Source organism: Lyngbya sp. PCC 8106 (assembly GCF_000169095.1).
Lineage (GTDB): Bacteria > Cyanobacteriota > Cyanobacteriia > Cyanobacteriales > Microcoleaceae > Capilliphycus.
This window is the reverse complement of record NZ_AAVU01000058.1, coordinates 1-13,569: the sequence shown is the minus strand read 5'-3', so window position 1 is coordinate 13,569 and position 13,569 is coordinate 1. Positions and strand designations below refer to the sequence as shown.

Genomic DNA, 13,569 nt, shown 5'->3' with positions numbered 1-13,569 from the left:
TTAATTCATTCTGACTGGAAACTATTGATTACCCAGTCTGAGAGCCTAGCGACTTCACATCAACTGAATCATACTTTCGTAATTCACGATAGATTCAAACAATGAATAACCCTGAGATAACCATGGATAAAGTTACCGTTGGTATTATTAATTACAATGGTAAACTTCATTTAGCCGAAACGATTCAATCTATTCAAGCTTTAAATTATCCTGATGTTGAGATTATTGTTGCTGATAATTTATCAACAGATGGAAGCCGGGAATGGTTAGAAGAACATTTTCCGGAAGTTCGCTGTCTTTATTTAGACTCAAATCGAGGGCCAGCAGGTGCAAGAAATGCCATTTTACAACAGGTTGAAACTAACTATATCCTGTTTTTAGATAATGATATCACCGTTGAAGCTGATACCTTAACTCGTTTGATGCAAGTGATCAAAACCGTACCTCGAACCGCAGTTTGTCATCCAGAAATTTGTGATCCGAATGATGAGTTTGTCTATCATTATAATGGTGGATGGATTCACTATTTAGGAGCTTATATTTCTCGAAATAACGATGTTGGAGAACGTCCAGAATATGAAATTTTTGATGCAGTTTCTGGCGCTGCTTTATTAGTTGAACGAGAGGCTGCTTTAGCAGTGGGTGGCTTTGATGAAGATTACTTTTTCAACTGGGAAGATGGAGATTTTGTTCTCCGACTGACTTTAGCTGGATATCTCTGCTTGAACGTTCCTCATGCAATTGTACACCACAAAGGCAAAGCTCGCGGAACTTCTAAAGCTTATTATATGGTTCGTAACCGTTGGTTTTTCATGCTGAAGCTTTATTCCTGGAAAACTCTAATTTTAATCGCACCCATGCTGTTTGTTTTTGAAATTTCCCAAGCTATTTTACTTTTGATAAAAGGGAATTGGGGAGACTACTGGAAAGCCAACTTAGAGGTGATTCAAACCCTCTCCAAAACTTTAGAAAAAAGACAAGCTTTTCAAAAACTCAAGTTAAAACAAGATCGAGATTGGTTACGCGCAGATAGTATCTATATTCCCAAAAGTATTCTCAAATCAAACTCTCCAATTGCTGCGTTAAATAATCTAGGAGTCAATTTACTTAATGCTTACTGGCGAGTTATTTGTCCTCTGTGCTGAGTCTGCTAAATGAGTTAGAGTTCAGCAAGCAATTTAATACCAATCGTCTTGAGTTTTGATCACATCCAATCGGTCAAAACTCAGTTTACTATTACTTGTAAAAATTGGTGAAAGTTGGTAAAATCTTACTTTTTTATAAACTAAAAGTAGTTTTAAAGTATTAACGGAAAGTGAAATTGATAGGGTGAGACTCAAGAGAGAAAAGATAATCCTGAAGTTATTTATGGCAGTAACGACAAGTTTTATAAAATGTTTTTAAAAGCTATAACCCAGTATTAATTATAGATTGGATATGATTTATTTAAAAATACAACAAAAAGGAGAGACTCCTGAGCTTTTAACAGGAATCTCACATCAGAGTTGTTATGAGACAGTGGGTTCTAGAAAGTTTTTGTAACGCATCCGAAATAGTAAAATAACGATGCAAGGTATCACTATCGCGATGCCAATTACTGGAGTTAATCCATACACCATCATAGAAGGAACAGCTGTTACCACTGAACTCACAATTGTAATCAAACCAATATTTTGACTGGCGCGACTGTATCCAATTTGAGCTAGAACTCTCAGGCTTAAAATCGCGAGTATACATTCACTAAGCAAAGTCGCAATTGCAGCACCCATTGAAGCGAAATAGGGAATAAGGAGAGCATTAATCACAACATTAGTGCAAGCAACAGCCATCAGAATTCGAGGCAACTTCTTCTCTCGTCCAGTTGCTTGGAGAAACTGATCGGCTACATTTCCAAACATTTTAATTCCTAAACTGGGTAATAGAACAGATAAGGATTTAACGGATTGAGAAAATTCATCTCCGTAGAGGATGTTAACCAAATGAGTCTGTATTAATCCCGCAACTACAATTGAAGGAATTACAGCCAAAAGTAACAGACGAGTGGCTTTATAAATTTGTTCGGGGAGTTTCTCCGGTTCACTGGTTTGATATCGAGCAAAACGAGTGAAAATGACATAAAAAATGACTCTAGGTAGAGCCGAAAACATTTCTAAAATTCGATAAGATGCACTATAAAAGCCTGTTTCTTCTCCAGTAGATAGAGATTTGAGCATCACCACATCAACCTGATAATACAGAATCCATAACACCCCAGATAAGGCAAAAGGATAGGCAATTTTCAGAGTATTGATTAGTTTTTCCCTACTAATGAGAGACGAAATTTTAACCTTACAACTCAGATAATAAAGTAGCCCGATTGTATTAACTGCTCGCACAATTACAATCGTAGCGAGAACTAATATAAGGTTCTTAGTTTGAAATAAAACTGCCATGGAAATGGCAACAACCGCTAATCGTTCAATCGCAACTGCAACACTTTCTGTCCGAAACCATCCTAAGCCTTTAATGGTACTTCGGAGTGTCATAATTGCGGCGCGACACACTTCTGAAAAAACTGCTAAGTAACAAACGATTAGAGTTTCACCTGTGTAACCTAATATTAGAGCAAGCGGTAATAAAATAATCAAAACCCCTAAAGAAGTGAATCCCTGGAGTACCAAAAATAGAACGGTTGATTGAGGAGCTTCGTCAGGATGAGCTGCAACTTCTCGGTTGATTAAGGTGGGTAGTCCAAACTGAATGAACAGAGATAATATTGCCGCTAAAGCGATTGCAGCTGCAAAAATCCCGTATTGTTCTGGCCCTAGAACCCGAGCAATTGTAATATAGAAAACAAATGTAAGGGCGAGAGTTGCCTCTCCTAATAGGGCATAGAGATAAGACAAATCTAAGCGAGCCAGTAATTTTTTCATAGAGACAAACAAAAAGTCACAAAATCAAAGGTTGCAGCAGGATATCAGTCACTTATGGCAGAAACATTAACGTGAGGACTCCCTCCGTATTTGAGTTTCATTCTTAACGATTAGAGACTGTCCGTTTATCTTCCCTTCTTATAGTTTAAGTTGATATTTTCTATTGTCAAAGTATTTTTTCTGTCCATTTTCGTAAAAAAGAGATGATCTAACCGGATTTTTGAGTCTTTTTGATTATTATGATCACTCAATTCTGGCTCAATTATAACAATTTTAATTACACTTCAATGATTAATTTTAATTTTAAATAGCCTAATTTTAACGATATACTGAAAGGTTAACCTATTATATAACGATACTAACCTAATAATGAGCAACAGAGTTTCTAATACTCGCTATAGCAGTTTGATCAAAATTTAATCATTTATATTCCTCTGGACACTCAACCCCGAGTTTAGAGCCGACATGATCGCAACCCCCAAGAGATAATCCTATCCTGGCTTCGATCCATTCTCAACAGAACCGACTCATCAGGCTGAATATAAATTTTTTAGTCGCCTATGAAGCCAAAAGAATCAATAGGTGCTAGTATTATAGGATTGAGAGTGTATCGATGATCCGGTTAAAAGCATCGTAAATAAGTCGTTTTAAGCCTAAACTTTTGGACTTCAAGTTCCATACCCTATCTCAAAATGTGGCTTAGTCTCTATCTCTTAGTCTCTGTATCTTAAGTGTTTAATATCAACTCGCTAAATCTCTCTAAAGCTTAATTAAAAATTAATAAAGTTGTCAAAAACTTGTCAAAAATTTTGAGTTTAGAGATATTCCGGGTTGTGTGCAATCTACTTACATTATTTAGGAGAAGAACAATGTCTTTAAAACAAATCGTTCAATCAGATGAAGCAACTCAAACCCTTTTATCTTTAGAAAAACCTAAAATCACCGTTGCAGTCGTCACTTACAATGGCATTAATGTTATCAAAAACTGTTTAGACTCATTACTGACTCAAACCTACAAACCGACTCAAATTCTTGTTGTCGATAATGCTTCTACGGATAACACAGCAAAATGGGTAGAAGATCATTACTCACAAGTTAAAGTCATTTGTTTAGACTCAAATTGTGGCCCAAATCCAGCTAGAAATCAAGGAATTATCAATACACCCGATGATCATTTAACCCTACTGGTTGATGATGATGCTATCCTTGCCAAAAACTGTTTAAGTGAATTAGTTGAAGCGTATCAGCGTTATCCTGAAGCCGCAATTTGGGCGCCACGTTTAGTTTATCATGATCGACGAAATACCATTCAACATGAGGGAGTCTTCATTCATTATACAGGTGAAGCTGTTTTACTCAATAGCGATAAACCCTTGGGTCAAGGTGTAAAAGATATTACACAAGTTCATGCAATTTCGGGAACGTGTTTGTTAGTTTCTAAGCCAGCCGCAGAAAAAATAGGCTTATTTGATGAAGACTATTTCTTTGGACGTACAGACGGAGAATTTAGCTTCAGACTGACAATATCGGGTTATAAACTCTACACTGTTCCGAATGCAATTTGCTATCATCGAGTCAAAGAACGAGGTCTTTCTAAACTTTTTTATCAAGTTAGAAATCGTTGGTATTTCATCCTGACGATTTATTCGTTACGCACATTAATTGTATTAGCTCCTGCTTTACTGGCTTATGAAATATCTTTGGTGATATATTTGCTGTTAAAAGGTCATATAATCACTTATTTAAAAGGGATGTTAGCCGTGATTGTATCTTTGCCTAAAGTTTTGAATAAACGCAAGTTTGCTCAATCTCTCAAAATAGTTTCAGATCGAAATTTACTCCAAGAAAAACCGATGTATATGAGAGATGATTTGCTGAAAAGTAAAACCCAGACTTTCTTAAAATCTAAGCTAGATCAGGTTTTAAAAACATACTGGAAACTGGTCTATCCTCTGATTTAATCAATTTATTGGATTGACTGACAGTCCGTTGATGAGGAGATTTTTAGAAAGATTCGCTATCATGGGATCAGAACTCTAACATCCTTAAAGTTCAACTTAGGCTGATTAAAGATGAACTCATTTTTGAATAACTTGATCCGCAATCAAAAACCCTTTCTAAAATCTCCTTTTTGCTTATGTCTGTTACTGGCTAGTCTCAGTTGGGGATGTGTAGAGCGTTCCTATAGCCAAGCTGTTAACCTCTCTAACTCTAACTCAAATCCTCAAAAAATAAAACTCGATTTACCTCCGTTGAAAGAGGGTAAAGGAGGATTAATTGTTGCAGATGTCAACAATGACAAGCACAAAGATTTTCTCGTCACTCATCCCAATAAGATCGCCGTTTACGATCATTCTGGACAAAAACTTTGGGTCAAATCTGTCAATTTACAACTGACGAATAAATCTGAAAACCAAGGTTTACCGGGTTTACACGCTCCGGGTATTCAAGCTGGAGATATCAATCAAGATGGTCAAGCTGAAGTTTTATTCCTTTCTTCAGATCATAAATTACATATTTTAGAAGGAAAAAATGGAAAAACAATTCGAGAAATTCAACTCAAATCTCCCAATGGAAGTCAAGGTTGGGAACATTTAGTCATTGCCAATTTTCGAGGAAAAGGTGATTCTGATTTACTCCTTCAAGCCACTAACGCCAAAGGATATCGAATGGGACGCTATCTCGCCGCCTATGCTACGGATGAGTTACTGAAAACTGATAATCCTCAGCCCCTTTGGGAGCGAGATAATTTTGTTGCAAACGCTCATAATGGTGTGAGAGTTGCTGATTTGAATGGCGATAACTTAGATGAAGTTTTAGGTGGAACCATTATTTCTTCTCAAGGAGAGATATTATTAAAACTTCCCCTGAAAGGTCATATTGATTCCTTGTTTGTCGCAGATGTTCGACCCGATATTCCCGGTTTAGAAGTCGTTGTTTTAGAAGAAGGCGGTGAACAGAAAAAAGACTCGGGAAATAGTAAAAATCAACTTAAACGTAATCGAGTTTTTCTGTATAATGCAGAGAAAATTATCTGGGAAACTGACTATAAAAACTGGGAACCTCAAAATGCAGCCATTGGAGACTTTGATCCCAACCGTCCAGGCTTAGAAATTTGGTGTCGTAGCCGTTTTAATACCAATCAAAAACCCTTTGTATTTGACGCAAAAGGAGAAGTTATTTCTAACTATACTCTCAATGAAATTGCTCCTCCAGGCTGGACAAAAGAAGGTGTTGATGTTATTTTTACGATTGATTGGACGGGAAATTCTAAACAGTTAGCTGCCGCTAAAGAACGTCATAAAAGCGGAGATGTGGCTATTTTTGATCCAATTAGTGGAGAATTTCTCGTTCAGTTTCAAGAAAATGCAGATCGACTGTATGTGGCGGATGTTCAGGGAGATTGGCGAGAAGAATTAATCATTTTGAATGAACAAGCACTGCATATTTATCAAAATCCAGAGTCAAATCCTAATCCAAACCGTTCTTCTTTGTGGAGTCAAAATCATTATCGTCGGAGTAAAATGACTTGGAATTATTACAGTCCATAATAATATGAAATACTTAAATATTTGCGTGATGCGTGATTGATGGGGAGGTGGGGGGATGGGGTGGTGGGGAGAAAGATACGATCGCATCAATGCTTCTGTATTTGATATAGAGTGTCGAAAAATAAATGTTACCAATAACAAAAATAAAAAAGGGTAGGTTTTGACCTACCCCTTGAATTTTAGACAACTGCAACAGTAATGCAACAGTTATCTGAAAGTTAAAGCGAGAAATTAGAGTTTTTAGTAATCGAAATCGCCGCCCATTCCAGCGCCCGCAGGTGCATTATCCTTCGGATCAGCCTTGTCAACTACAATACATTCAGTAGTTAAGACCATACCCGCAATTGAAGCAGCGTTTTGCAGAGCCGAACGAGTAACTTTCGCTGGGTCAACAATACCTGCATCAAACATATCGACAAACTCGTTTGTTGCTGCGTTGTAACCCACATTGAAGTCTTTCTCTTTGACTCGTTCTGCGATCACAGCACCGTTCTCACCCGCATTTTCAGCAATCCGCTTCAGGGGAGCAGACAACGCGCGAGAAACAATTAAAGCTCCTGTTAAAGCTTCACCAGACAAATCACTCTTTGCCCATTGTTCGACTTGAGGAGACAGGTGAGCTAGAGTAGTTCCACCACCAGGAACGATACCTTCTTCAACTGCGGCTTTAGTCGCGTTAATCGCATCTTCTAAACGCAATTTACGATCTTTCATTTCAGTTTCAGTCGCCGCACCAACTTTGATTACTGCGACACCGCCACTGAGTTTGGCTAAACGTTCTTGCAGTTTTTCTTTGTCGTAGGAAGACTCAGTTTCTTCCATTTGACGACGAAGTTGTTCACAACGGGCTTTCACCGAAGACTCATTACCTTCTGCAACGATGGTTGTATTGTCTTTGGTGATTGTGATGCGGCGAGCTTTACCGAGCATATCCAGCTTGGTACTGTCGAGCTTTAGACCTGCATCTTCGGTGATCACTTGACCGCCCGTGAGAACAGCGATATCTTCGAGCATGGCTTTACGGCGATCGCCAAATCCAGGAGCCTTAACTGCGGCAACGTTCAGTACACCCCGTAAACGGTTAACGACTAAAGTTGCTAAAGCTTCTTTCTCGATATCCTCCGCTAAAATCAGCAGAGGGCGACCGGAACGCGCAACTTGTTCGAGAACAGGAACCAAGTCTTGAACCAGAGCAATTTTCTTGTCTGTTAGCAAGATAAAAGGTTCATCAAGAACGGCTTCCATCCGCTCAGTATCGGTCGCGAAGTAGGGAGAGATGTAGCCTTTATCAAAGCGCATCCCTTCGGTGATTTCTAGTTCGGTGGTCATGGACTTCCCTTCTTCAAGAGAGATGACTCCTTCTTTACCCACCTTATCCATTGCTGAAGCAATCATTTGACCGACTTCTTCGTCGTTTCCAGCAGAGATGGTTCCGACTTGAGCAATAGACTTAGAATCTTCAACCGGACGAGCGTGTTCGGCGATCTTGTCTACGAGGAAAGCAGTTGCTTTATCAATACCCCGTTTTAGTTCGATGGGGTTAGCGCCTGCGGCAACGTTGCGTAAGCCTTCTTTGACGATTGCATGGGCGAGAACGGTTGCTGTTGTGGTCCCGTCGCCTGCTGCGTCGTTGGTTTTAGAGGCGGCTTGACGAATTAAGGAAACGCCAGTATTCTCGACGTTATCTTCTAGTTCAATTTCTTTGGCAATGGTGACTCCATCATTAACGATTTGGGGCGCACCAAATTTCTTTTCAAGAACGACATTCCGACCTTTTGGCCCGAGGGTGACTGCAACGGCTTCAGCCAGGATGTCCATGCCGCGTTCGAGGGCGCGACGAGCATTTTCGTTGTAAATTATACGTTTAGCCATAGTGGTGTTTCGTTTGTTAGCTGAATTTGTGGAGTTGGATTACAAAGCTGTTAAGAAACTTATAAGCAAGTCTGTCTGAATCAAGACTAGAGAACTAGCTGACAATTGCTAAGATGTCTTTTTCTGCTAAAAGTACATATTCATCACCGCCTAGCTTGATGTCAGTTCCGGCGTACTTAGAGTAGAGAACTTTGTCTCCGACTTTGACTTCCATTTCAGCACGAGAACCATCATCGTTGCGTTTTCCGGGGCCAGTGGCAACAATTTCTCCGATTTGGGGCTTTTCTTTTGCCGTTTCGGGAAGTAAAATTCCTCCTGCGGTCTTTTCTTCAGATTCGCTGACTTTGACGAATACCCGCTCGCCCAAGGGTTTAACAGTAGATACATTTAAGGCTACAGCAGCCATACACTAACCTCCTTTGATAAAATTTAAAGTTCTAATTGTAAGAATGGTGTGAATATATAACCCTGCAATGGCAAGATTAATTCATGTCCTTTCTCGGGAAAATAGAGAGTTAGCACTCTCCACTCCTGAGTGCTAATTTAGCGAATTGACAAATCCAATTGCAACATAGGAGTCAGTACGGGTTCCCGAACTTTTGTGGGGGGGCTGAAAGGTTTTGCTAACATAAACAAAGATTTAACCGCCTTGATCGGCGTTGCTCACTATGGAAATCTGACCATTATCCGACGACCTCTACACTGCTCTAGTGTCAGAGTGTTAGACCTATCCCTCACCTGAAGTCCACTGACTATGACAGACCCCTCTACTTCCTCGAAATCTTCATCAATAGATTCTTCTAACGCTAAGACTCAAACCCTTTCCCCGTCAACTCCCACTCCAAGTTCTGCTGATGTTCAGCCCACTGTTCCCTCGACGGCGATCGCCTCTGCGGTAGAAACTTTAGGACTCCAGCAGATTAGCCGTCATGTCTTCCTGTGTGCTGACCAAACCCAACCCAAGTGTTGCTCAAAACCCGCCAGCCTAGAAGCCTGGAACTACCTCAAAAAACGTTTAAAAGAATTAAAACTCGACCAACCCACACCTGAACGTCCGAGTTGTATCTTTCGCACTAAGGCTAACTGTTTACGTGTGTGTTGTGAAGGGCCGATTTTAGTGGTTTACCCGGATGGCGTTTGGTATCGCGCTACGACTCCTGATGTGATTGAACGCATTATCCAAGAACATTTAATCGGTTCTCAGGTGGTTGAAGACCATGTATTTCTGACTCATCCCTTACCAGATCCGTCGATTATTCAATCTTTACAAGGCTGTAATCAAGATGACGATGCAAATTCGAGTGCATTGGAATAGGCGGGTCGTCAAATTTTCCGATATGATCAGTATAAACTCTGTACAGACAGGTATATATTCTAACAAAAATTGTAACGTTATTTCGGAATTTACAGAGATTGCCCATCATTGTTTTTCCCTCTTGTCATGGCAAGAATGAACTCAACAGCTCAGAACCTGATCGGTTGTGAAGCCAACAGTTAAACAGAGGTTAAGCCCGCTCCACTGTTCAACTGATGATGGCAATTGCAAATGTCGCGGGATTTCCCAAGGGAAAATTTCAAGATGACGGACATCAAAACTGGAGAACAAAAACAACTCATGCTTGTGGACGATGACCCGAACCTCGTCCTCCTGGTGAGGGACTATTTAGAGTTTCGGGGATATGAAGTCAGCACAGCGGAAAATGGACTCAAAGCACTGGAATTGCTAGAGTTACAGCTTCCTGATTTGATTATCTGCGATATTATGATGCCAGAAATGGATGGCTATTCTCTGGTGAAGGTTATTCGTGAAGATCCGCGTACAGGCTGGATTCCGGTGTTGTTTTTATCAGCAAAGGGTCTAAGTCAAGATAAAGTCAAAGGTCTTAATACAGGAGCAGATGTTTATATTGTTAAACCCTTTGAACCCGAAGAATTAGTCGCTCAAGTTGAATCTTCTCTCAGACAAGCTTCGCGCTTAATCAAAATTAATAGCCGTCAGGCTGATGGACAACCCAGTATTCAAGCTCGTCCGGGAGTCGAGTTAACACCGACAGAAGTGAGAGTGGTACAACTGGTTGCTCAAGGATTGGCAAACCGGGAAGTTGCTAAAGCCATGAAGGTGAGTCAACGTACTATTGAAAGTCATGTCAGCAATATGTTGAACAAAACCGGACTTCACAATCGCACGGAGTTAGCACGTTGGGCGCTAGAAAGTAAAAAGTTTTAGCGATCGCGCATCGAGTCCTAATGAGATCAACCTGTTTCCCGAAGCTGTATACTAGAGGAAAGTCATATTGTACTCATTATTTTATAAAGAAAGTCAACTCTACTAATGGCTCTCCGATAAGGATGAATCCATTATGGGGTTGATAGGAAAAAAAGTAGCTTGTATCGTTGGGGTACTCCCTCATCTGGGAGTTAGCCCTTCTATTGAGTTAGGTAAATATGAGTCAGCGACTTCGGTGATGACGACGAGACTTAAACATCTCTATTGACGCCTCGGCTAAAATAACTGAGGTGGTTGTGTCTATTCATACAACCGATATCCAGAAGTGGAACAACAAATTGAGGAGATTTTTTCAAGTCTCTAAAGTCACAACTCTTGATCAAATGTATTTTGATCAATCTTACTGGATTGCTTATTGAGTGAACAAAGACCACCACTCACTGCTAGGTTTTCCGTCAGTAAACTCACCAAAATCTTAAATTTAGGAGGATTGATACACCTAAAGACTGGACTCAAACTCATCCGGGATCAAGGCAGAGTGATAAACAATCTTGACCTCAATGCTTGGTGACAGTCCAGATGTTAAAATAAGATAATTAGCTTAAATTCTTTTCTACAAATATCTAGGTCTATAGTTTCTATGCTTAACTCGAAAAACCGTCTCTCTATATTTGTAGACGGTAACAATATGTTCTACGCACAACAAAAAAATGGTTGGTTTTTTGATCCTCGGCGAGTATTGACCTATTTCAAACATGAACAATCCGATGTGATTCTAGTCAATGCTTTTTGGTATACAGGCCTCAAAGATCCCCAAGATCAAAGAGGCTTTCGAGATGCTTTGATTAGTTTAGGTTATACGGTACGCACAAAAATTTTAAAAGAATACTACGATGATAGCTCGGGTCGATACTCCCAAAAAGCCAACTTAGACATTGAAATTGTAGTTGATATGTTTAATACTGTAGATCAGTATGATCGAGTGGTTTTATTTAGTGGTGATGGTGACTTTGAACGGGCGATCGAACTCTTACGCTCAAAAAATACTCATATTACCGTCGTCTCCACCGAAGGCATGATTGCTCGTGAACTGCGAAACGCAACCGATCGATACATTGACTTAAATGATATTCGAGATCAAATAGAAAAAGTAGACTATTAATCAAGAGAAAATCAATAACCAAACGGAAAAACAACATCAAAATCTGAAGTTTTTCTGAGTTGGGGTTTAATTGTTCACTAACAACTGGAGGTTCCTGACCGATGAAAACTCAACCGAGTCCTGACCGTATTATCATCTTTGATACCACCTTGCGAGATGGCGAACAATGTCCGGGTGCCACCCTCAATGTAGACGAAAAGCTGATTATTGCTCGACAATTGGCGCGTTTAGGGGTCGATGTGATCGAAGCGGGTTTCGCCTTTGCCAGTCTTGGGGATTTTGAGGCGGTTCGTCGCATTGCCGAAACTGTCGGGACTGAAAATGGCCCGGTGATTTGTAGTTTAGCCCGGGCGGTGCGTTCTGATATCGAAACGGCAGCCCGAGCCATAGAACCTGCCGTTCATCAGCGCATTCATACCTTTTTGGCGACTTCCGACATTCACTTGCAGTATAAGCTGCGGAAGACCCGAGAAGAAGTCTTAGACATCGTTCCTGAGATGGTGGCTTATGCCAAGTCTTTTGTCGAAGATGTGGAATTTTCTCCCGAAGACGCTGGACGTTCTGATCCTGAATTTCTCTATCAAGTTCTCGAATTGGCGATCGCCGCAGGTGCAACAACCGTTAATATTCCCGATACCGTTGGTTATACGACACCCACCGAATTTGGGGCTTTAATTCGTGGAATTAAAGAAAACGTTCCCAATATCGATCAAGCAATTATCTCTGTTCATGGACATAATGATTTGGGTTTAGCGGTGGCAAACTTCCTCGAAGCCGTAAAAAATGGCGCTCGTCAACTCGAATGTACCATTAACGGCATTGGTGAACGGGCGGGAAATGCGGCTCTCGAAGAATTGGTGATGGGGCTTCATGTGCGGCGACAATATTATAATCCGTTCTTGGGTCGTTCGGCCGATTCAGAAGCACCCCTGACTCAGATTAATACTCAGGAAATCTACAAAACCTCTCGTCTAGTTTCTAACTTAACGGGAATGTTGGTGCAACCGAATAAGGCAATTGTGGGGGCTAATGCCTTTGCTCATGAGTCGGGAATTCACCAAGATGGGGTTCTGAAAAATAAGCTCACCTATGAGATTATGGATGCTCAGTCAATTGGGTTGAATAATAATCTGATTGTATTGGGTAAACATTCCGGCCGTCACGCTTTCCAAAATCGTTTGCAAGAATTGGGTTTTGAACTGTCGGACTCGGACATTAATAAAGCATTTATCAAGTTTAAAGACTTAGCCGATAAGAAGAAAGAAATTACCGACTGGGATTTAGAATCAATTGCCAATAACGAAATTCACCAAGCCCCCGAATTGTTCCGTTTAGAATTGGTTCAGGTGTCCTGTGGTGATCACGCTCGTCCGACGGCGACGGTGATTTTAAGAACGCCAACAGGTGAAGAATTGATGGATGCCGCGATTGGGACCGGGCCTGTTGATGCGGTTTATAAAGCCATTAACCGGGTTGTCAATATTCCCAATGAGTTAATTGAGTTCTCTGTACAGTCGGTAACGGCCGGAATTGATGCCATTGGAGAAGTGACAATTCGGTTACGGGCCGAAGGTCGGGTTTTTTCCGGCCATGCCGCGAATACAGATATTATCGTTGCGTCTGCACAAGCTTATGTTAATGCGCTGAACCGCCTCTATGCGGCTCTACAACCGTCAAATGCGACAGGTGACTTGAAAACCGTCATGGCATAGTTGAATCGGGGGAGGGAGCAGAGGAAGCAGGGAGATCTTGCCTTTTGCTGATTCCCGATTCCCGATTGGCTATTTAGCCTCGTTGTTGAGAGTCTCGTCGTCCGAGTTCATAGACACCACCACTAATACAGGC

The 13,569-nt window shown here is 40.7% G+C and carries 10 protein-coding genes; 7 read left to right on the top strand and 3 right to left on the bottom strand.

Annotated features, from left to right (window positions below):
• Nucleotides 1–122: 122 nt before the first annotated feature.
• Nucleotides 123–1,145, top strand: coding sequence for a glycosyltransferase family 2 protein (locus L8106_RS26140; protein WP_009787543.1), 1,023 nt, complete (start codon nt 123–125; stop codon nt 1,143–1,145).
• Between the two features lie 363 nt (nt 1,146–1,508).
• Here L8106_RS26140 and L8106_RS26135 read toward each other — a convergent pair whose 3' ends face one another.
• On the bottom strand, nt 1,509–2,912 hold the full coding sequence (locus tag L8106_RS26135) for a flippase (protein WP_009787542.1): 1,404 nt from the start codon (nt 2,910–2,912) through the stop codon (nt 1,509–1,511).
• Nucleotides 2,913–3,781: 869 nt separating this feature from the next.
• On the opposite strand from L8106_RS26135, the gene L8106_RS26130 reads away from it, so the two are divergent.
• Together L8106_RS26130 and L8106_RS26125 are read left to right on the top strand one after the other, a co-directional pair.
• Entirely contained in the window at nt 3,782–4,873 is a 1,092-nt protein-coding gene (locus tag L8106_RS26130; protein WP_009787541.1) for a glycosyltransferase family 2 protein, read from the top strand.
• A 111-nt stretch (nt 4,874–4,984) separates the two neighbouring features.
• The gene (locus tag L8106_RS26125) at nt 4,985–6,463 is read left to right on the top strand and encodes an FG-GAP-like repeat-containing protein (protein ID WP_009787540.1); all 1,479 of its coding nucleotides are present in this window, start codon (nt 4,985–4,987) and stop codon (nt 6,461–6,463) included.
• Nucleotides 6,464–6,703: 240 nt separating this feature from the next.
• Here the strand turns inward: L8106_RS26125 and groL are convergent, their stop codons facing one another.
• Nucleotides 6,704–8,335, bottom strand: a complete 1,632-nt coding sequence (groL, locus tag L8106_RS26120) for a chaperonin GroEL (RefSeq protein ID WP_009787539.1) — start codon at nt 8,333–8,335, stop codon at nt 6,704–6,706.
• 94 nt (nt 8,336–8,429) lie between these two features.
• Nucleotides 8,430–8,741, bottom strand: coding sequence for a co-chaperone GroES (gene groES, locus L8106_RS26115; protein ID WP_009787538.1), 312 nt, complete (start codon nt 8,739–8,741; stop codon nt 8,430–8,432).
• 348 nt (nt 8,742–9,089) lie between these two features.
• Here groES and L8106_RS33975 point away from each other — a divergent pair, with 348 nt between their 5' ends.
• From L8106_RS33975 to L8106_RS26095, 4 genes are all read left to right on the top strand, one after another.
• Nucleotides 9,090–9,650 carry a ferredoxin gene (locus L8106_RS33975; protein ID WP_009787537.1) on the top strand — a complete coding sequence of 187 codons (561 nt, stop codon included), beginning with the start codon at nt 9,090–9,092 and terminating at the stop codon, nt 9,648–9,650.
• 264 nt (nt 9,651–9,914) lie between these two features.
• Nucleotides 9,915–10,562 carry a response regulator transcription factor gene (locus tag L8106_RS26105; protein ID WP_009787536.1) on the top strand — a complete coding sequence of 216 codons (648 nt, stop codon included), beginning with the start codon at nt 9,915–9,917 and terminating at the stop codon, nt 10,560–10,562.
• A gap of 640 nt (nt 10,563–11,202) precedes the next feature.
• A complete protein-coding gene (locus L8106_RS26100) occupies nt 11,203–11,724 on the top strand; it encodes an NYN domain-containing protein (protein WP_039897317.1) in 522 nt (173 codons plus the stop codon).
• A gap of 101 nt (nt 11,725–11,825) precedes the next feature.
• Complete coding sequence (locus L8106_RS26095) at nt 11,826–13,436, top strand: 2-isopropylmalate synthase (protein ID WP_009787534.1); 1,611 nt, start codon at nt 11,826–11,828, stop codon at nt 13,434–13,436.
• The last annotated feature ends 133 nt before the right edge of the window (nt 13,437–13,569 follow it).